This window comes from Phytoactinopolyspora mesophila, from assembly GCF_010122465.1.
Lineage (GTDB): Bacteria > Actinomycetota > Actinomycetes > Jiangellales > Jiangellaceae > Phytoactinopolyspora > Phytoactinopolyspora mesophila.
The window spans coordinates 948,803-968,415 of sequence record NZ_WLZY01000001.1 but is presented as its reverse complement, the minus strand read 5'-3'; the positions used below and the strand labels follow the sequence as shown (position 1 = coordinate 968,415).

The 19,613-nt window shown below is 67.1% G+C and carries 16 protein-coding genes; 10 read left to right on the top strand and 6 right to left on the bottom strand.

The window, feature by feature from the left end; translation table 11 throughout:
- Positions 1 to 101: 101 nt before the first annotated feature.
- Genes F7O44_RS04350 through F7O44_RS04340 form a run of 3 tightly spaced genes read left to right on the top strand, consistent with a single transcriptional unit; the run spans position 102 to position 4,390 of the window.
- Positions 102 to 2,285 (top strand): MMPL family transporter, encoded by a 2,184-nt coding sequence (locus F7O44_RS04350; RefSeq protein WP_174255874.1) that lies wholly within the window; start codon positions 102 to 104, stop codon positions 2,283 to 2,285.
- Positions 2,282 to 3,571 carry a cytochrome ubiquinol oxidase subunit I gene (locus F7O44_RS04345; RefSeq protein ID WP_162448903.1) on the top strand — a complete coding sequence of 430 codons (1,290 nt, stop codon included), beginning with the start codon at positions 2,282 to 2,284 and terminating at the stop codon, positions 3,569 to 3,571. Before F7O44_RS04350 ends, F7O44_RS04345 begins: the two co-directional genes overlap by 4 nt.
- Positions 3,572 to 3,577: 6 nt before the next feature.
- Complete coding sequence (locus tag F7O44_RS04340) at positions 3,578 to 4,390, top strand: cytochrome d ubiquinol oxidase subunit II (protein ID WP_162448902.1); 813 nt, start codon at positions 3,578 to 3,580, stop codon at positions 4,388 to 4,390.
- A gap of 55 nt (positions 4,391 to 4,445) precedes the next feature.
- Here F7O44_RS04340 and F7O44_RS31610 read toward each other — a convergent pair whose 3' ends face one another.
- The 5 genes from F7O44_RS31610 to F7O44_RS04315 all read right to left on the bottom strand — a co-directional run bounded on the left by F7O44_RS31610 (position 4,446) and on the right by F7O44_RS04315 (position 8,292).
- Complete coding sequence (locus F7O44_RS31610) at positions 4,446 to 5,702, bottom strand: histidine kinase (RefSeq protein ID WP_162448901.1); 1,257 nt, start codon at positions 5,700 to 5,702, stop codon at positions 4,446 to 4,448.
- Between the two features lie 28 nt (positions 5,703 to 5,730).
- The gene (locus F7O44_RS04330; RefSeq protein ID WP_162448900.1) at positions 5,731 to 6,105 is read right to left on the bottom strand and encodes a winged helix-turn-helix domain-containing protein; all 375 of its coding nucleotides are present in this window, start codon (positions 6,103 to 6,105) and stop codon (positions 5,731 to 5,733) included.
- A gap of 86 nt (positions 6,106 to 6,191) precedes the next feature.
- Complete coding sequence (gene msrB, locus F7O44_RS04325; protein ID WP_162448899.1) at positions 6,192 to 6,608, bottom strand: peptide-methionine (R)-S-oxide reductase MsrB; 417 nt, start codon at positions 6,606 to 6,608, stop codon at positions 6,192 to 6,194.
- Between the two features lie 54 nt (positions 6,609 to 6,662).
- The gene (gene ligD, locus F7O44_RS04320) at positions 6,663 to 7,769 is read right to left on the bottom strand and encodes a non-homologous end-joining DNA ligase (protein WP_162448898.1); all 1,107 of its coding nucleotides are present in this window, start codon (positions 7,767 to 7,769) and stop codon (positions 6,663 to 6,665) included.
- Entirely contained in the window at positions 7,756 to 8,292 is a 537-nt protein-coding gene (locus F7O44_RS04315; protein ID WP_162448897.1) for a hypothetical protein, read from the bottom strand. The genes ligD and F7O44_RS04315 overlap by 14 nt, the downstream gene beginning before the upstream one ends.
- 216 nt (positions 8,293 to 8,508) lie before the next feature.
- On the opposite strand from F7O44_RS04315, the gene F7O44_RS04310 reads away from it, so the two are divergent.
- From F7O44_RS04310 to F7O44_RS04280, 7 genes are all read left to right on the top strand, one after another.
- Positions 8,509 to 9,579, top strand: a complete 1,071-nt coding sequence (locus F7O44_RS04310) for an ATP-dependent DNA ligase (protein ID WP_162448896.1) — start codon at positions 8,509 to 8,511, stop codon at positions 9,577 to 9,579.
- A gap of 100 nt (positions 9,580 to 9,679) precedes the next feature.
- Entirely contained in the window at positions 9,680 to 10,090 is a 411-nt protein-coding gene (locus tag F7O44_RS04305) for an excisionase family DNA-binding protein (protein ID WP_162448895.1), read from the top strand.
- Between the two features lie 253 nt (positions 10,091 to 10,343).
- Positions 10,344 to 10,682 (top strand): hypothetical protein, encoded by a 339-nt coding sequence (locus F7O44_RS29550; protein WP_222851042.1) that lies wholly within the window; start codon positions 10,344 to 10,346, stop codon positions 10,680 to 10,682.
- A 103-nt stretch (positions 10,683 to 10,785) separates the two neighbouring features.
- Positions 10,786 to 12,549, top strand: coding sequence for an ABC transporter ATP-binding protein (locus tag F7O44_RS04295; protein ID WP_162448894.1), 1,764 nt, complete (start codon positions 10,786 to 10,788; stop codon positions 12,547 to 12,549).
- Positions 12,546 to 14,360, top strand: coding sequence for an ABC transporter ATP-binding protein (locus F7O44_RS04290; RefSeq protein ID WP_222851041.1), 1,815 nt, complete (start codon positions 12,546 to 12,548; stop codon positions 14,358 to 14,360). The genes F7O44_RS04295 and F7O44_RS04290 overlap by 4 nt, the downstream gene beginning before the upstream one ends.
- Positions 14,361 to 14,668: 308 nt before the next feature.
- Complete coding sequence (zapE, locus tag F7O44_RS04285) at positions 14,669 to 15,700, top strand: cell division protein ZapE (RefSeq protein WP_222851040.1); 1,032 nt, start codon at positions 14,669 to 14,671, stop codon at positions 15,698 to 15,700.
- Between the two features lie 424 nt (positions 15,701 to 16,124).
- Positions 16,125 to 17,162 carry a LacI family DNA-binding transcriptional regulator gene (locus F7O44_RS04280; protein ID WP_222851039.1) on the top strand — a complete coding sequence of 346 codons (1,038 nt, stop codon included), beginning with the start codon at positions 16,125 to 16,127 and terminating at the stop codon, positions 17,160 to 17,162.
- A gap of 9 nt (positions 17,163 to 17,171) precedes the next feature.
- Here the strand turns inward: F7O44_RS04280 and F7O44_RS04275 are convergent, their stop codons facing one another.
- Complete coding sequence (locus tag F7O44_RS04275) at positions 17,172 to 19,457, bottom strand: HelD family protein (RefSeq protein WP_162449333.1); 2,286 nt, start codon at positions 19,455 to 19,457, stop codon at positions 17,172 to 17,174.
- Between the last annotated feature and the right edge of the window lie 156 nt (positions 19,458 to 19,613).

The window sequence follows — 19,613 nt, the reverse complement described above, 5'->3', positions numbered from 1 at the left end:
GGTGTCACCCCCAGGCCGACGCGGTGACCAGCACTTTCAACCGATGCTGGACAACGTCCTAGTGGTGTGCCCGGCACACCCGACGTGTTCTTCGGAGGTTGATGATCGTGGCAACGACCACGCCGTACAGTCCGGCTGAGCTGAGCCGCATGCAGCGGCTCGCTGGATGGTCGCAGCGACACCGCTGGCTGGCCCTGGCGCTTTGGATCCTGGTGCTGGTCGGCATCACCGCTGTGGCGCAGACAGTGGGTGACGACTACTACGACGACCACACTCTGCCGGGCACGGAGTCGCAAGAGCTGATGGACACGCTGGAGGAGCATGCTCCAGCGCAGGCCGGGACATCGATCCAGATCGTCGCCCAGGACTCCGGCAGTCTCGACGACGCCGCGACGCGCGAGCGGGTCACCACCATGCTCGACGACGTGTCCACGATGCCGCACGTCGCATCCGTGACCAGTCCATATGAGGCAGAACACGCTGTCTCCGACGACGGCACCATCGGCTACGCCACAGTGACCCTCGACGCCGGCGCCACGGACGTTCCACAAGACGCTGTCGAGGACATCATCGACACGGCGCGCGCCGCCGGTGGTGACGGGCTTCGGATCGAGCTCGGGGGCGATGCCGTGCGTGGCGCCGAGGAGGCCGAAGGCGGCGCGGCCGAAGGGGCCGGGATCCTGGCCGCGCTGGTGATCCTCATCTTCATGTTCGGCTCGTTCCTAGCGGCGACACTGCCGGTGATCACCGCGATCTTCGCCGTCGGCAGCACCCTCGGGGTGATCATGCTGATGTCGAATGTCACGACGATCGCCAGCTACACCCCGCCGCTCATGATGCTCGTCGGCCTCGGCGTCGGTATCGACTACGCATTGCTGATCTTCGCTCGCTACCGCAGTGAACTGCTCGCCGGGGCAGACCGGCAGCAAGCTGCCCGCAAGGCGCTCGACACGGCGGGCCGCGCCGTCATCTTCGCCGGTGTGACGGTCGTATTCGCGCTGCTCGGCCTGTTCGCGCTCGGGCTCGGATCGCTGCAGGGCGTTGCCCTGGCGGTCGCGTTGACGGTCCTGGTGACCATGGTGGCGTCCCTGACGCTGCTGCCGTCCTTGCTGACCCTGTTCGGGCGCCGGATCGAGCGCCGGGTGATCCGGCACGCCGAGCGCACCAAACGTGACGAGGGGGACCGTTGGCGACGGCTGGCCGACGGTGTGGCGGGCCGGCCGTGGCCGCCGGTGGCGATCGCAGTGGTGCTGTTGGCCGCGCTGTCCATCCCGATGTTCGGCATGCGGCTGGGCTTTGCCGACGCCGGCAACGATCCTGAGGCGACGACCAGCCGCCAAGCCTACGACCTGCTGGCCGAGGGGTTCGGCCCCGGCGTCAACGGGCCGCTGTTCGTCCTCTTGGACGGTGTGCCGGAGCAGCACACCGGCGTCGTACACGAGACGCTCGCGGCGACGCCGGGTGTGGCCAGCGCCGCGCCGCCGCAACCAATCCCGGACACCGGCCTGGCCACCGCGATGGTGTTCCCGGACAGCGCGCCGCAGGATGAGGCGACGAGCGACCTCGTCTCCGATCTACGCGCCGACGTCCTGCCGGAGCTGGCCGAGCAGACCGGAGGCGAATACCGCGTCGGAGGATCCACGGCCGCGGCGGATGACTTCTCCGAAGCGGTCAGTGATCGGCTGCCGTTGTTCCTGGTCGTGGTCGTGGGTATGTCGTCGTTGCTGCTCATGGCTGTGTTCCGATCCGTACTGATCCCGCTGAAAGCCGCCCTGCTGAACCTGCTGGTCATCAGTGCTGCGCTGGGTGTGGTGACTCTCGTATTCGGTGAAGGCATGTTCGGAGTGCCGGCCGGGCCGGTGGAGGCCTTTGTACCGGTCATGATCTTCGCCATCGTGTTCGGCCTGTCCATGGACTACGAGGTGTTCCTGGTCTCGCGGATGCACGAGGTATGGCGTCGCAGCGGCGACGCTGAGCTGGCCATGCGAGAAGGACTGGCCCGGACGGGGGGCGTGATCACGGCCGCGGCGGCGATCATGATCGTGGTGTTCGGCGCGTTCATGCTCAGCCCGGACCGCATGTTGCAACAGTTCGGCCTCGGGTTGGCGGTGGCTGTGTTCCTCGACGCCATAGTGGTGCGCTGCCTCGTCGTTCCCGCGGTGATGCGGCTGCTCGGGGCTAAAGCCTGGTGGCTGCCGCGCTGGCTGGACCGCCTGCTGCCGACGATACCGGTGGAGCGGCCAGAGACCGCTGAGCACCGCGGCCGCACCTCTGTCGTCGCATGACCCCCGAGACTCTAGAGCTCGCGCGGCTGCAATTCGCGCTGACCGCGGGCGCTCATTTCCTCTTCGTGGCGCTGACCCTCGGGCTCGCGACGACCGTGGCCTGCTTGCAGCTGCGGGCGACGATCACGAACAGCCCGGTGCACACCCGGATGGTGCGGTTCTGGGGACAGCTCTACGTGATCAACTATGCGATGGGCATCGTCACCGGGCTGGTGATGGAGCTGCAGTTCGGCATGAGCTGGAGCGGTCTGACCCATTTCGCGGGGAATGTCTTCGGCGCGGCCCTGGCGATGGAGACCTTGGTCGCCTTCTTCATCGAATCGACGTTCCTCGGGCTGTGGATCTTCGGCTGGGGCCGGATGAGCCGGTGGCTGCACCTGGGCGTGATCTGGGTCGTCACCCTGACCGCCTACGCGTCGGCCTACTGGATCCTGGTCGCCAACGGCTTCATGCAGAACCCGGTCGGCGCCGAGATCGACGGCGATGGCAGCATGCGGCTCACCGACCTCACGGCGATGCTCACCAACCCGAGCGCGATCGGTGCGTTCTGGCACATCCTCGGTGGTGCGCTACTGACCAGTGGTTTCTTCCTGGCCGGGGTCAGCGCCTACCACTTGCGGCGTCGTACCGACGAGCGAGAGTTCTTCGGGCGTTCGCTGCGGATCGGGGTGTTCGCCTCAGTGCCGGCGTTGTTCCTCACCGTCGCTTCCGGCGGCATCCAGTTCTCCAAACTCGAGGACATCCAGCCGATGAAGCTGGCGGTGTTCGCCGCCGACAACGAGGAGATCGACGCCATCCAGGCAGCGATGATCGACCAGTTCGGCGCCGGCACCTATGAACCGCCAGGCCTGGCCCGGGCGGGGGGAACACTGATGCTGGTGGCCTTCGCCGCGATGTTCTGGCTGGTGATTCTCGGTGCGCTGCTGGCGATGTCGAAGAAGGTGATCGTGCGGGCCAGGGCCTGGCACGTCGTCCTGATGGCATCGCTCCCGTTGCCGTTCATCGCGATGATCTCCGGCTGGATCTTCCGGGAAGTCGGCCGCCAGCCGTGGGTGATCTACGAGATGCTGACTGTCGAGGACGCCGTCTCTGACATCTCAGACGGCGCGATGCGGGTATCCCTGCTCACCTTCACCACGCTGTTCGGGGTTCTGGTGTTCGTGACCATCTGGCTGATGGCTCGGCACGCCCGGCGCGGACCCGGCGCCGTGACGCTCGGTTCGCCGGCAACGGACGGAACAGCGCCAGAGCCGTCGGATGCCGTCCTGACCTTCGTGGGGAAGTGAGATCAGATGGAAACGCTGGCCATCGTCATCCTGGTTTTCTACGCGATCGGCTACTTCGTGCTCGGCGGGGCCGACATCGGGGCTGGCATGCTGATCCCGATCCTCGGCCGAGACCGTGGAGAGAGGCGGCTCGTGGTGGCGACCATCGTGCCGTTCTTTCTCACCAACGAGGTGTGGCTGATCGCGACTGCCGGTGTGCTGATCGGGTTGTTCCCGGTGCTCGAAGGTGATCTGCTGAGCGGACTGTTCCCGTTGTTCGTCGCCTTGCTGGCGGGCTGGGTGAGCCGGGACATCGGGGTGTGGTTCCGGGGGCGGGTAGATGGGGACGGCCGCGGAGCTCGCGCTTGGCGGGCCGGGTGCGATGCGGTGATCAGTGCGGGTAGCTGGATCGTGGCCGGCAGCTGGGGATGGATCTTCGCTGGGCTTCTGGCGGGCGTCACCGACCGCGTCGTGACCGAGCCCGTTGTGGTGGTCGCGGTGGTCGCCGTGATGACCGTCTTCGCATTACACGGACTGGCGTTCGTGGCGCTTCGAAGCGCTGGTGAGTTGCGACGGCGCTCGTTGCAGTGGTTCGGCGCATCGGGGGAGCAGCGGACCTTCGCCGTCACGTCGGCAGTGATGGCGGCTCTGACCGTCGTCGCCGGATCGAACCTCGCCCTGACCGAGACCGTAGCCGACGCGGGCACACTCGGGTGGCTCGTGCCGGCCATACTGGTGATCACCCCGTTCCTCGTGGCCGCCCAGGTGTGGGTGTGGAGGCTGTGCGCCCACCGGATCGTACTTTCGAAGGGTCATGACGGGGCGAAGATCAACATTTGAGGTAGCTGGCGGTCGGAGGTACACATCAGCGCGACAACTGCTCGACAGCGAACTGCTAACTCGGCCAGGGCAGATCCGCGGTGAGGGCGAAGCCGCCGTCGGCGGTGGGCCCGGATCTGAGGGTTCCGCCCGCGAGGCCCACGCGCTCGTTGAGTCCGACCAAGCCTGTGCCGGAGCCGGGGATGGGGTCGGCCGGGACGATCTCGGCGGGAGCTCCGTTGCGGACGTTGACCGTGAGCGCGTCGCCGGGTGTGCCGGCCAAGGCAATCGACACCGCTGCGCCGGGAGCGTGCTTGCGGGCGTTGGTGAGGCCTTCCTGCACGACCCGGTAGGCGCATCGGTCGACGGCCGGCTGCAATGGGGCTTCGGCGTCTCGCCAGTCGTCGACCGCGACGCGCATCCCAGCCCGGCGCGACTCGTCCACGAGACCGGCGATGTCGCCGAGCGTTGGCTGTGGTTCGTCCTCCGCCACCGGGTGGGCCGACGGCGCGCGCAGGACGCCGATGATCTCGCGCAGGTCCTCGAGTGCCTGATGTGCGCTCTCCCGGATGATGTTGGACACCCGCGCGACGTCCTCGGCCGGGGCGTCGCGGCGATACGCGAGCGCGTTGGCGTGCACGCTGAGCAGCGACAGCCGATGGGCCAGCACGTCGTGCATCTCACGAGCGATCCGCTGGCGTTCACGTTGCTGGGCCTGCTCGACGCGTAGCTGAGCTTCGGACTCGGCTTGGCGGGCACGTTCCCGCAGCGACACGACCAGCTGACGCCGGGCACGAACGAACATGCCCCAGACGACGGCGACGACGAACACCAACGTGGCGAACACGAACGACACGGTCCAGGAGTCCGATGGTGGGTGTATCCAGTAGTAGACCGCGGCGCTGAAGATGTTCGCGACTGCGATGGCCGCGGCCGCGGGAAACCGGCGGTGTACCGCGACCGTGAACAGCATGACGAGGGCCGCCCCGCCGCTGGTCGAGACGAATGCCGCTGTCACGGTGGCGGCTATCGCGAGCTGAATAGGCCAGCGCCGGCGGAACCACAAGCTGAAGCAGACGACTATGCCGATGACGAGATCGGTCGCCCGCCAAGCCGTGAATCCATCGCCGCGTCCGACTTCTTCGGCGAGTGTGGCCGCGCCGATCCCAGCGGCGATGAGAAACGACACGACGTCGACGATCCAATCACGGACGGATCTGCGGCGCACGACAGCAGGATGTTGTGGCTCGTCGGGGCGCTCAGCAAGCAGGAACCCCGGTAGCAGGCCGGGCAGATCAGGGTCCGACCTGCCTGGCGGAGAGGTCGTGGTCACGAGGCAACGCTAGCGTCCCGGGCTGACATCAGCGCCGAACGTATGTACCTTTCGCGGGAAGTGTCAGGATGAGGTCACGATTTCGCAGCTCGGCGGCAACCCGCCGGACTGTTCCAATGGAGACGCCGTACTGCATGGCGAGGTCGCGTTCGGCCGGCAACTGAGTGCCCGGTGGCAGATCACGCGCCTCGATGCGAGCCGCGAGATGATCGGCGAGCCTGAGGTAGACGTAGCCGTTGCCGCGGGCATCGGGGTCGAATTCCGGAATGGTGACGCTGGGTTGGGCGGCGGATGGCTCGGGCGTTTCGGTCAGCGTGGCGTCGAAGGGTGTGGTCTCGGAGGGCTGGGACGGGTCCGAAGCATCGGTTGGCACCGGTTGGCGACCGTGAGCAAGGTCCGACATGACGCCGATGCTAACCCAACTGAAATCGCTAAACAAGCAGGTCAGCCGTCTAGCTTGCTAGACACTTCTGCCGTCGGGAGGTTCTCTCAGCGCGCTTCTGGCGGCTCGATGCGGCGCATAGCCACCCCGTTGATGCAGTACCGCTGATCGGTCGGCGTTGGGAAGCCTTCTCCGGTGAAAACGTGCCCTAGATGCGATCCGCAACGTGCGCACCGGACCTCGGTACGGACTTGCCCGAGGCTTCGGTCTTCGATGTGCTCGACTCGGTCTTCGGCCAGCGGCGCGTAGAACGCCGGCCATCCGCAGTGGGCGTCGAACTTGGTGGCGCTCTGGAAAAGCTCGGCTCCGCAGCCACGGCACTCGTACATGTACGGGCGGTCATCCTGATGTTCGAGTGGGCTCGATCCAGGGCGCTCGGTGCCTGCCTGGCGGAGCACGTAATACTCCTCCGCAGAGAGTTCGGCCCGCCACTCGTCGTCGGTCTTCTCCACCGGGTACGTCATGTCTTCGACGTTACGCGCTCCACCACCCTGGGCGCATCCGTGTGGCCGGGTCCGCTACCCGTTGGTGTCGCGGGCGCGGCTGGGCTGCACTCGCATGGGTTCGCCGGGCATCTTCGGATACTCAGGTGGGTAGGGGAGATCGCCGAGGTCGTGGTCACGGGCATCACGTTCGGCCATCTCCAACAGCGGCTCGAGTGAGAACGCGTGCCCGTCCATCACCGCGTGTGGGTCGCCGATGTCGGAGAACCGCTCCGGCATGGTCGTGATGTCGAAATCCTCCGGTGTGACGTCGCCGACCTCGTCCCAGCTCAGCGGCGCCGACACGGTTGCCCGTGGATTCGGCCGGATGGAGTAGGCCGAGGCGATCGTGCGATCCCGAGCCATCTGGTTGAAGTCGACGAAGATCTTCTCGCCGCGCTCTTCCTTCCACCAGGACATGGTCACCGACGACGGGAGCCGGCGCTCCAGCTCGCGCCCGAAAGCGATCAACGCGCGCCGTACCTCGACGAAGTCCCATTTCGGCTCGATGGGGACGTACAAATGCAAACCGCGCCCGCCCGACGTCTTCGGGAAAGCATCCAGACCGAGTTCTTGCAGGAGCGCCCGGGCTTCCGGGGCAACGCGCGCGGCGTCGGCGAAATCGGTGCCGGGCTGGGGATCGAGATCGATGCGCATCTGATCCGGGTGATCGGGATGGTCGCGCCGCACCGGCCAGGGGTGGAAGGTGAGCGTGCCGAGATTGGCCGCCCATGCGACGACGGCGAGCTCGGTGGGGCAGACCTCGTCGGCGGGGCGGCCGCTGGGGAAGGTGATGCGGGCTGTCTCCACCCAGGACGGCGCGCCCTTGGGAACCCGTTTCTGGTAGAAGGCGTCTCCCCGGCTGTCCTGCCGGGTGGACAACCGCGCACCCTCGAACACGCCGCCGGGCCACCGCTCGAGGGTGGTGGGCCGGTTCTGTAACGCCCTCAGGAGGCCGTCGCCCACGGCGACGAAATACCGGACGACGTCGAGCTTGGTGAGGCCACGCTCGGGAAAGTACACCTTGTCCGGGCTGGACACCCGGACCTCGCGCCCGCCAATGTCGAGGAAGACCGGCTCATTCACCTTGGTGGCCCCGTTCGCTCGCTCCTGCGCTGCTTCCACGCAGTCAGGTGTCGTCATCTTCGTGGTTGCGCACCTCCGACTCCCAGTCCGGTTCGGACTGGGCGAGCAGGTGCAGCACCGGCACCTTGAGCTTACGCCGTGCGCGAGCCGTCCAGTCGATGTGGAACAGCTCGGCGACGACGTGCGGACGGGTCAGGATGATCACCTCGGCGGCGCCGCATTCCTGCACCAGCGATGCCAGGCGGTCGAGTGGATCGGAGGCGGTGACCTCGCCGGTCACCTGCGCTCCGAGATGGCTGAACGCGTTGACCGAGGCATCGAGTGCCTGCCGGCTGGCCTTGCGGATCTCTTCATGGACGCGTTCGAGATCGTCCTCATCGAGGTAGAGCGCGGCGGTTCCCATGACTTCGCTGGCGGCGAGCGAGCCGATAGTCGATTCGACGCGGCTCGCGGCGTCTTCGACCGGGATCAGGACGTAGTAATGGACGGGTTCGGGAGTATCGGTGTGCAGAGCGACGATCTGCCGGGCGTCCCATTCGGTGACGGGCTCTTCGACGAGGACAACGACTTTGTACGACACTGGCGTACCTCCCTGATGCCGGTCGGCGGTGCCGCCGATCCAAGGACTCTTACGTCATCGTGACACCAAATTCCACCAAAGCGGGGGAGTTGAGACCATGCGGTTAGGTCTTGTACCGGAAAGCGTTACATTCCCGGTGCAAATACTTCGACGCGGGCGGTGAGAGTTTCGGTCTGCCCAGCAGGCCCGGGCCGATTGGCACGCTACATTACTCAGGTGGACTTACCTGTGATGCCGCCGGTTTCGCCAATGCTGGCCAAGTCTGCGAAGAAGATCCCACCCGGCATGCATTACGAGGGCAAGTGGGACGGCTTCCGGGCCATCATCTTCCGCGACGGCGACGAGGTCGAGATCGGCAGCCGTAACGAGCGGCCGATGACGCGCTACTTCCCCGAGCTCGCGGAGGCGGCCCGCGCTCATCTGCCGCGGCGCTGCGTCGTCGACGGCGAGATCATCATCGTCACCGACCATCACCTGGACTTCGAGCGCCTGCTTGACCGGATTCACCCAGCTGACTCGCGCGTGCGTGAGCTCGCCGAGCGCACTCCGGCGAGCTTCGTCGCCTTCGACCTGCTCGCGCTGGACGATGTGAACCACATGGAGCAGCCGTTCGCGCAGCGTCGCGAGGCGCTGGCGGCCGCGCTGGCCGATGCGGGCGCGCCGATCTACCTCACACAGGCCACCACGGACGCCGGCGAGGCCGAGCAGTGGTTCGACCAGTTCGAAGGCGCCGGTCTGGACGGCCTCATCGCCAAGAAACTCGAAGACCCGTATCGCCCCGGTGAGCGCATTCTTACCAAGATCAAACATGACCGCACCGCCGACTGCGTGGTAGCCGGGTTCCGCTGGCACAAGAGCGGCGGTGTGGTCGGATCACTCCTTCTGGGTTTGTACGACGACGCCGGCGTCCTGCACTTCATCGGGGTCAGCGCGTCGTTCCCGATGAAACGCCGGGCCGAGCTGGTTGAAGAGCTGGAGCCATACCGGATGGGCGACGAGGTCTTCTCCGAGCACCCATGGGCCGAATGGGCGCGCGCCGAGGCACACCAGGATTCGCGACTGCCGGGCGGGCAGAGCCGGTGGAACGCGGGCAAGGACATGTCGTGGCAGCCTTTGCGCCCCGAACTCGTCGTCGAAGTCGCCTATGACCACATGCAGGGAACCAGATTGCGGCACACCGCGCAGTTCCGCCGCTGGCGCCCCGACCGGGACCCGCTCAGCTGCACCTATGACCAGCTCCAAGAGCCGGTCAGCTACGACATCGCCTCCGTCCTGTCCAGACCGTGACACCAGCGTGGAGGGTATGCGTACCCTGGGATGCAAGCTACTTGCGGATGTAAATGTAAGTACTTGCACTTGTGAGCGTAAGTATCTGGGGGAAGGTGCCATGTCTACGGTTACCGTGTCGGAACGCCAGGAGCGACTGGCCCGTGAGCTGGTCGCGCAGACCCCGGATCCCCGGTTCACTGCTATCGGTGAGGAGACAACGGTCGAGGTGCCTGCCGAGCTGGGCATTCTTCTGCGGGAGGTACTTCGGAGAGTCGCCGAGGGTGGGAGCCTGACGCTTAAGTCGCTCCCGAGTGAACTCACGACGACAGTTGCAGCTGGGGAGCTTGGAGTGTCCCGCCCGACACTCGTCCGGATGATACGCGACGGTGAGATCGCAGCTCACAAAGTTGGAAGCCATCACCGGCTCAAGCTCGCCGACGTCTTGGAGTTTCGCCGGGCTCGGCTGGAGCGTCAGCGGGCGGCGTTCGAGGAGCTTCGTCAGCTTGAAGATCAGCACGGCGTGGAGTAGTCACCTACCGCTAACGTGTCAGGGGTGACTTCCCGGGTACTCGTCGACGCGAACGTACTGTAGTCCAAGACGCTTCGTGACTGGCTGATCCTTCTGCAGCTGGAGTCGCGCGGGGGAATGTACGAGGTAGGACATCCTGGCCGAGGCCATTTACCACTATCGTCGCGACAATCCCACAGTTCCGGGTGGCGTCATCACCACTATCCGCGACCAGATCGCCAATTCGTTGGAGGGCGGGCGAATCGTCGATTTTGTGATCGACGGCTCGTTCCCTGGATCGGACCCACACGATCAGCACGTCCACGCCGCCGCGATCGCTGCAGACGCCACGTACATGATTACTGGAGACGGCGACTTCCGATCAGACGGAATCGATCTGGACAGCTTGGCGTATGAGGTGCACAGCGCTGATAGCTTCCTGGTTCTCGTGGACGACTCTGCTCCGCGTCATGTCCGAGCGGTCACGCGCAAGCAAGAGAAGTATTGGGCCCGCAAGCCGCGTGCGAAGAGCTTGGCCGACGCGTTGCGGGACGCAGGCTGCCCAGCATTCGCGCAGCGGGTACTCAAACATCTATGTCACCTGCCTGCCTAAGCCAGCATGCGCGACCTGCATGGCGGGCAACATTGTCGTCGCCAGAGTCGGTGAAAAATCCGTTGCCGGGTGCCGCGGGCGAACGTAGCATCAAGCCCCTGCCATGACTTCCCCCACAGATGCCCGTCGCACCGTCCTGAGCACGCTCCGGCCGGGACCTCGGGCAACCGTCGTGCTGATCGTTCTGGTGGCGGCCACCACCGTGCTGCCGCTGCTCGCGCCGTTGCTGACTCGCAGCTTCGTCGACGGCGCCATCGCCGGCGACAGCCTCCAAACGCTCACCTTGATCGCGCTCGGATACCTCGGCCTGGCGGTGTCCGGCCAGGTTGCCCGGCTGCTGACCGCGTGGTTGGCCAGCCAGCTGGCCTGGGACGGCACCAACCGGCTGCGTGAGCTGCTGGCCGCGCACGCGCTGGGTCTCGACATGGCCTACCACGGTCAGCGCACGCCGGGGGAGATGATCGAACGCGTGGACGGTGATGTGGACGCATTAGCTCAGTTCGTGGTGGCGTTCCTCCTGGATGTGGTCGTCAGCATCTTGTTGCTGCTCGGCGTGATCGTGGTCGTGTTCACCGTCGACGCGCGTATCGGCGGCGTTTTGCTGGCGTACTGCCTGCTCCTGGGCTTCGGCATGATGCGGGCTCAGCGGCTCGCGGTACCGGCCGCGACGCGGACGCGGGAACGGCATGCGGCGTTGTTCGGCAACCTGGAGGAGCGGCTGGCCGGTGCCGAGGACATTCGCGCCAACGGCGCCGGGGCACACGTGGTGAACCGCTTCCACCAAAGCAGCGCGCGGCTGTACCGCGCGGATCTGCGCGCCGAGAAGATCAGCGGTGGTCTGTATGCGGGGACGACACTGGCCTTCGCCGTCGGCACCGCGCTCATGCTCGGCATGGCGGCGTGGACCCAGCAGGCCGGGACGCTCACCGTCGGAACCGCCGTGCTGTTGTTCCAATACATGCAGATGGTGCGTACACCCTTCGAACGGCTCATCGACCAGTTGAAGAACTACCAACGGGCGCTGGCGGCCGTTGCCCGGGTCGGGGGACTGCTTGCCGAGCAGCGCACCCTGGCCGAACCCGACCAGCCGCGGGAGCTGCCGCCAGCCGGCCCGCTCAGCGTCGAGATGCAGAACGTGGGCTTCGCCTACCCGGACGACGACGAACAGGTCCTCACCGAGGTCAACCTCTACCTCGAACCCGGCGAAACGCTCGGTCTGGTCGGGCGCACCGGTAGTGGCAAGACCACCATCGCCAGGATGGTGCTCCGGCTGTACGACCCCACAACCGGCACCGTGCGCGTGGGCGGCGTGGATCTGCGTGATGTGGGCCTTGCGTCGGTGCACCGGAGGGTGGGCATCGTCACGCAAGACGTCCAGCTCTTCGCCGCGAGCGTGCGGGATAACCTCACCCTGTTCAGGGACGCGGACGAGGACCCGGACCACCTTGGTGACGATCGGCTGCGGGCCGTGCTCACCGATGTGGGCCTAGCCGACTGGTTCGCCGCCTTGCCCGACGGTCTCGACACGGTATTGGCCCAGCAGGGCAGCGGGGTTTCGGCGGGCGAGGCACAGCTGCTCGCGTTCGCCCGAGCGTTCCTCACCGACGCCGGGGTGGTCGTCCTGGACGAAGCGTCCAGCCGCCTCGATCCGGCAACCGAGCTGCGCATCGACGCGGCGATCGACCAGCTGCTGGCCGAGCGCACCGGAGTGCTGATCGCGCATCGGCTCTCGTCACTGGCCCGAGTCGACAAGATCGCGGTGGTCGACGACGGCCGGATCGTGGAGTACGGGCGACGTGATGACCTGGCCGCCGACCCCCACAGCAGGTTCGGCCAGTTGCTCGACGCGGCGGGGGTGAGCCGATGAGAGGGCCACGCGGGGTCTGGTTGGTGATCGGCCGGCTGATGCGCGTCAGCCTGCGCCATTACCTGGGAGGCGGCGTGTTGTGGGTGTCGATTTTCGTTATCCCGCTGCTGACCGGGTTGGTGTTGCAGGCGCTGTTCGATGCGATCAGCGGTCAGCGGGAGGCGTCGCTGGATGCCGCATTGTGGCTGTGCGCCGCCTTCGTGGCGGTGGAGCTGCTTCGCGGCGGGGTGTTCTGGCTGGCGATCACCGTGTGGCCGTATTGGTGGAACAGCGCCGAGACCACGTTGCGGACCAATACGTTGCGCTCGATCCTCACCGCGCGTGGACCGGCCGCGAGCCGGCTGCCACACTCCTCGGGCGAGGCGGTGGCCCGCTTCCGCGACGACGTCCGCGACCTGACCATGGTCACGGACAACATGGTGGACTTGATCGGCGCCTTCCTGTTCACCGTCGGCGCATTCGCGATCATGGCCAGCATCGACCCGGTGATCACCGTGGTGCTCGTGTTCCCGCTGACGGTGATCGCGGTGCTGAACCGGCTGATGCGTGGAATGGTCGCGCGCATTCACCGCAAGGCCCGCCAGCTGGGCGCGGCCGTGACGTCGTTCATCGGAGAGATGTTCGCCGGGGTGCTGGCCATCAAGACCGCGGGCGCCGAGGACGCCGTGCTGGAGCGGCTGCGGGAGCATAATCGTCGTCGTCGCGACGCCGCGGTCAAAGACCGGCTCACGATGGACATGCTCGACACCGCCACCAGCGCGACCGTCGAGGTGAGTATCGGACTGGTCCTGTTGCTAGCGGCCCCCGCGATGCGCACCGGCGAGTTCACGGTGGGCGACTTCGCGCTGTTCATCAACTACGTCGCGTGGCTGACGATGCTGCCGCGGATCCTCGGCCGGATGCTGTACCGCGTGCCCCAAGGCGCTGTGGCGACGCAGCGGCTGAGCCGGTTGATGGCGACCCACGAAGACGCCGACGACCTCTCCAAGCGCAACGGCGTGTGGCTGAAGGAAGACCCGCCGCCGGTCCGGACCCATGTCCCAGACCACGTGGACCCACTGGAGGTCCTGAAAACACACGGGCTGACGGCGACCTACGACGGCGCGGGAAGCGGCGTTCATGATGTTGACCTGCGAATAGAACGTGGCTCATTCACCGTCGTGACGGGCGCGGTAGGCGCCGGCAAGACAACATTGGTCCGGGCGCTACTGGGACTGCTGCCCCTGACCGCCGGCGAGGTGCTGTGGAACGGCCGCCGGGTTGATGATCCCGGGACATTTCTCGTGCCGAACCGGGCCGCCTACGCAGGGCAGGTGCCGCGGCTGTTCTCCGAGTCGCTGCGGGAGAACCTGCTGCTCGGGTGGCCGGCCGACGAAGAACAACTGGCCGCGGCGGTACAACTGGCTGCGCTCGAGGACGACGTGGCCGACATGCCGGAGGGATTCGACACGGTGGTCGGCTCCCGCGGCGTCCGGCTCTCCGGTGGTCAAGTGCAACGCGCGACCGCTGCCCGGGCGCTGGTCCGGGCTCCGGAGCTGCTCGTCGTGGACGATCTCTCGTCCGCGCTGGACGTTCAGACCGAGCAGCGCCTGTGGGACCGGATCGCCGATGCCGCTCTGCACGGCGACGGTCCGTCGACGCTGCTCGTGGTTTCTCATCGACGGGCGGCACTTGAACGGGCTGATCAGATCGTCGTACTCGATCGTGGACACGTAGCAGGTGTGGGCTCGCTCGATGAACTGCTGCGGACCTGCCCGGAGATGAACCGGCTCTGGGCCGAGGAGCTCGTCGTCGAAGCAGAGGAACTCTAGGACGCGCCCGGCACATCGAACCTCTCTCCGCCCGCAGACTCGGTCGGATCGAGGCTTCGCCCATCGGCCTCCCTCGCTGATGCCCACCACTCGGTGGAACTCCATGCGCCAGGAGCGTTTAGGGCCCCCGGTACATGGAGTCCCTCCTTGCCCAGCAGACTCGGTCGGATCGGGGCTTCGCCCATCGGCCTCCCTCGCTGATGCCCACCACACCATGGAGGGACTCCACAAACCGGGCGCCTGTGGTGGCTCCTGGCTCCCCTCGCCCCACACACTCTGTCGGAGGGTGGGTGCGTATTCTGTCAGGCGTGCCTGACCAGCTGACGGACCGCCGGCCCGACGTCTCGGTAACCCGGTTGATCGCGGAAATGGTTCCGCCGCCGCGGTTCGCCGGCGTCAGGTTCGGAACCTATGTGCCCGACGACGCACAGCCCAGCCAGGCCGAGGCGGTAGCCCGGCTGAATGCGTTCGCGGCGACCGTGGGTGCGGCGCAGCCGCGCCGCGGCTTGTTGCGCAGGCGGGGCGCGGCGGCCGACGCGGTCCCTGGGATCTACCTCGATGGGGGATTCGGGGTGGGCAAAACACACCTTCTCGCGTCGGTGTGGCATGCGGCAGACGTGCCGTCGGAGGAGAAGACCTTCTGCACGTTCGTAGAGCTGACTCACCTGGTGGGTGCACTCGGGTTTACCCGGGCTGTCGAGGCGCTGTCCACCCGGCGGCTGCTGTGTATCGACGAGTTCGAGCTCGACGATCCGGGTGACACGGTACTGGTCTCAACCCTCTTGTCCAGACTCACAGCGGCCGGGGTCCGGCTGGCGGCGACGAGCAACACGCTGCCCGACAAACTCGGCGAGGGCCGGTTCGCGGCGACGGATTTCCTGCGAGAGATCCAGGCGCTCTCGGCCCGGTTCAGTGTGGTCCGGGTGGACGGCGAGGATTACCGGCATCGCGGGCTACCGTCGGCACCGGAGCCGCTGAGCGACGCCGATGTGACCGTCCAGGCGCAGGGCGGGGCGGGGCACACGTTGGACGACTTCGGTGCGCTGTGCCAGCACCTGGCCGAGGTCCACCCCTCGCGCTATGGGCCGCTGCTCGACGGAGTGTCCCGCGTACACCTGCGTGGCGTACACCCGATCGATGACCAGAACGTGGCGTTACGGCTGGTGGTACTGGTGGATCGGCTTTACGACCGGGAAATCCCGGTGGTTGTCGGCGGGGTGCCGATCGACGGCCTGTTCGCGCCTGACCTGCTCACGGGTGGTTACCGGAAGAAGTACTTCCGGGCGGTCAGCCGGCTGATCTCCCTGGCCCGCGACGCCTCGCTCACCCCTCCCACCTGACTCGCACCTCTCCCACCTCTCCCCAACCTTCATCGGTGATCGACAGTGGGTTGTGGCTGCTCACAGAGGCGCTATGACCGATTTGTCGACGTGATCACAACCACAACCCACTGTCGATCATCGACAAGGGGCTGGGGCTGGGATAGGGCTAGGGGTAGGAGTGGGGCGTGGAGCCTGGGCTGGGGGTGGAGCCTGGGCTGGGGGTGGAGCCTGGGCTGGGGGTGGAGCCTGGGCTGGGGGTGGAGCCTGGGCTGGGGGTGGAGCCTGGGTGGGGGTGGGGTATCAGCCGCTTGGCGGGTACGTGCCGACCGATCGGGCGGTTGTGGTCATACCAGCCAAAGGTGGCAGACTTGGGCGGCGGCAACCGGTTGCCGACGGGGAACTACACACGAGGACGGGGATGCGGCGCAAGGAAGGCACTGGCGTGCCGACGATCTACGATGTGGCACGCGAATGTGGTGTCGCGCCGTCAACGGTGTCGCGGGCGTTGTCGCAACCCGGCAGGGTCAGCGCCGCGACGAGCGAACGGATCCACGATGTCGCCGCCAAGATGGGGTATCAGGCGAACCCACTGGCGAGGTACCTGCCCACCGGCCGTACCGAGACCATCGTGCTGATCGTGTCCGATATCGCCAATCCGGTCTATTTCCCGGTCATCAGAGGTGCCGAACAGGCTGCCGCGGCGGCCGGTTACACGCTGGTGCTCAGCGACATCGACGAGTCTCCTGATCGGGAGCGGCAGGTGATGGAGAAGCTCGTCCGTACGGTGGACGGGTTCGCGCTGGCGACCTCCCGGCTTTCCGACGCCGCGATCCGGGCGATCGCCCGTCGCCGCCCGATGGTGACGATGAACCGGGTCACCCAGCAGGTCCCGAGTGTGGTGCCGGACAACGAGCAAGGTATGCGGCACGCCGCCGAGCACCTGGCCGAGCTGGGGCACCGCCGCGTCACCTACGTGGCGGGCCCGCAGGCGTCGTGGGCGAACACCGTGCGGTGGCGCTCGCTGCGGGCCGTGGGGGAGCAGCTGGGTTTCAAGATCCGGCGGATCGGTCCTTATGCGCCGACGGTATCCGGCGGCTGGGCAGCGGCGGCCGACCTCGTCACCTGGGGGCAAAGAAGCGGCTCGGGCGGACGGGCGGGCACCGGCGCCCCGAGGGCGACCACCACCGCCGTGATCGCCTACAACGATCTGCTGGCGATCGGCGCTATCCAGGGACTCACCGACGTGGGACTGACCGTGCCACGCGATGTCAGCGTCGTGGGCTGCGACAACATCCTGGGCTCGGATTGGTGTACGCCGGCACTCACCACTCTGGCCGCGCCTTTGCGGGAGCTCGGCGCGGCGAGCGTGCGGCACCTCGTCGCCATGATCGCTGGTTCGGACACTCGGCCCCGGCGCCCGGTGGTGCTGCCGTCGCAACTGATCGTGCGAGAGTCGACGGCTGCTCCCCGGCCCGCTTGACCAGCCCGCCTAGCGGTGACGGGGCTGGAAGCCGGGTGCGCCGACGCCGTCCAACGACTCGGGAAGCGCACCGGTGTGGATCAGTCCGAGCCGCTGGGTAGGCCGGGTGAGCGCGACGTAGAGGTCGGTAGGACCGCGGGCGGAATCCGCCACGATGCTCGCCGGTTCGACGATGACGACGGAGTCGAACTCCAGCCCTTTGGCTTGCTGGACGGTGAGCACCACGGCGCGGGCATCGAGCGCGGCGGGATCGTCGGTGCCGAGTGCGACCTTCGGGGCTGGATCCCCGGACTCAGCCGCCGCCCCTGAAACACCGGCTACGGGAGCGCTGCCCAGGGTCTCGGTCAGCGCCGCATAAATGTCGGCGGCCAGCTCTGCGGGTGCGATGACGGCGAGGCGGCCTTGCTCGTCGGCATCGATCTCACCGGAGACCACGGTGGCCGTTTCGCCGACCAGCTTCTCCGAAGGCACCTGCAGTGCCCAGGGGCGCACTCCGGTCGTGCGCACCGAACGAGGCGGCTCCAGCTCAGCGTCGATCGTGGAGAGGACCCTGGCGGCGACGTCCATGACCTCAGCCGGAGTTCGATAGTTGACGCTCAGCGTCTCCTGCCGCCACCGCCCCTCGACGTGCGGGTCGAGAACGGCGGCCCAGGACCGGGCTCCGGCTGCCGCGGTGGTTTGGGCAATGTCGCCGACGATCGTCATCGACTTGCTCGGCACCCGGCGCACCACCATCCGCCATGCCATGGGGGAGAGCTCCTGCGCCTCGTCGACGATCACATGTCCGTAGGTCCACGTCCGGTCCGCGGCTGCCCGGTCGCCGACCGACGACGTGGTCTTGGTGCCGCGGTAGCGTTCGGCGACCTGGCCCGCGTCGACCGGGAAGCCGAGGTCGAGCCCGGTCAGCAGGTCGCGCGCGAACTCGGCCTCGGCCCGTCGTTCCTCGGCCTCGCGCCGCGCCTGGGCAAGCGCTGCCTCATCCGGCGGTTCGCCGAGCAGTTCGGCGGCCTCATCGAGCAACGGCACATCGGCCTCGGTCCACGGATGCTCTTCGCTGGCATAGCGCTGGTGCTGTAGCGCTGCCCGCTCCTCCGGGTCGAGTGCACGGGCGGTGGTGGCGAGCAGCTTGGGAGAGCTGAACAGCTCGGCCAGCAGCTGGGGTGCGGACAGGACCGGCCACAGTTCTTCCAAGACGGCACGGACGTCGGGTTCGTCACGCAGGTCGGCGCGGGCGTCGGCGACGTCGTCGTCATCGGCGACCTGGCCAGAGCGCTCCAGGTATTGCCGGGCGAGCACGGTCAGGATCTCGCGGGTGAAGACGGGACGGGCCTCGTTGTGCGGCCGGCGGGAACGGCGGGCCCTGGCCCGCGCCGCGCGGACGTCGGCCGGCTCTAGCGTGAGATCGGCGCCCTCGACGTGAAGCGGGATGGCGGTGCGAGGAATGCGCTGATGATGCCGGACCGCCGCGGCGATCACCGGAGCCATGCGCAGATCACCTTTGACGACGGCGGCCTCGCGGCTCTCGGGCCGGCTCGGATCCACCTCGGGCAGCATCCGGGCGACCGTGGTGAGTGTGACCCCGGTTTCACCGAGCGACGGCAGCACCTGCTCGATGTACCGCATGAAGGTGCGGTTGGGGCCCAGTACCAGGACTCCGCTGCGCTCAAGCCGGTCGCGATAGGTGTAAAGCAGGTACGCGGCACGGTGGAGCGCCGCAACGGTCTTGCCGGTCCCGGGTCCGCCCTGGACGACGAGCACGCCGCCGAGCGGCGAGCGGATGATGCGGTCCTGCTCGGCCTGGATCGTGGCGACGATGTCCGACATCCTGCCGGTCCGGTGCTCGGACAATGACGCCAGCAGCGCGGCCTCGCCGTGTAGGGCCGCGGCGGAGCCAGCCGGGGAGTCCGCGGGGGAGAACACTTCGTCGTCGACGCCGACCACCCTGCGGTGACGTACCTGGATGTGCCGGCGACGAGCGAGGTCACCGGGATTGGCAGCGGTGGCGCGGTAGAACGGCTCGGCCGCGGGCGCCCGCCAGTCGATCAGCAGCGGGTTGTACTCGTCGTCGGCGATGGCGATGCGGCCGATGTGGGAGACCGTGTGATCGCGAGTATCCAGGCGGCCGAAACACAGCCCGCGATCCACCGAGAGCAGCCGTTCGAGCCGTTCCACTTCGCGGTCTACGAACGCTTCACGTTCCCATACCGCCTGGTGATTGAAACCGCGCTGCTTGTACAACTCGGCCAGGCGTTTGGTGGTGCGGGTGCGGAGCAGGTCCAGCCGGTCGTAGAGCATCGACACGTACGCCTGCTCTTCTGCGACGGGATCGGCGGAAACGCCGTCTCGGAACGAGGCGCCGGCCTGGTGTTCGTTGTCGCTGATACTCGTTCCCTCTCTTGCTCACGCGAATCGCAAAGTATACCGATGCGATCCTCGTGTTTGAGGAGCGTG

Bases quoted from the DNA above. Each gene is read 5' to 3' on its own strand.
- F7O44_RS04350 (WP_174255874.1), top strand. From the start codon at position 102: ATGATCGTGGCAACGACCACGCCGTACAGTCCGGCTGAGCTGAGCCGC.
- F7O44_RS04345 (WP_162448903.1), top strand. From the start codon at position 2,282: ATGACCCCCGAGACTCTAGAGCTCGCGCGGCTGCAATTCGCGCTGACC.
- F7O44_RS04340 (WP_162448902.1), top strand. From the start codon at position 3,578: ATGGAAACGCTGGCCATCGTCATCCTGGTTTTCTACGCGATCGGCTAC.
- F7O44_RS04330 (WP_162448900.1), bottom strand. From the start codon at position 6,105: ATGTCGGACCTTGCTCACGGTCGCCAACCGGTGCCAACCGATGCTTCG.
- msrB (WP_162448899.1), bottom strand. From the start codon at position 6,608: ATGACGTACCCGGTGGAGAAGACCGACGACGAGTGGCGGGCCGAACTC.
- ligD (WP_162448898.1), bottom strand. From the start codon at position 7,769: ATGACGACACCTGACTGCGTGGAAGCAGCGCAGGAGCGAGCGAACGGG.
- F7O44_RS04305 (WP_162448895.1), top strand. From the start codon at position 9,680: ATGTCTACGGTTACCGTGTCGGAACGCCAGGAGCGACTGGCCCGTGAG.
- F7O44_RS04295 (WP_162448894.1), top strand. From the start codon at position 10,786: ATGACTTCCCCCACAGATGCCCGTCGCACCGTCCTGAGCACGCTCCGG.
- F7O44_RS04290 (WP_222851041.1), top strand. From the start codon at position 12,546: ATGAGAGGGCCACGCGGGGTCTGGTTGGTGATCGGCCGGCTGATGCGC.
- F7O44_RS04275 (WP_162449333.1), bottom strand. From the start codon at position 19,457: ATGCTCTACGACCGGCTGGACCTGCTCCGCACCCGCACCACCAAACGC.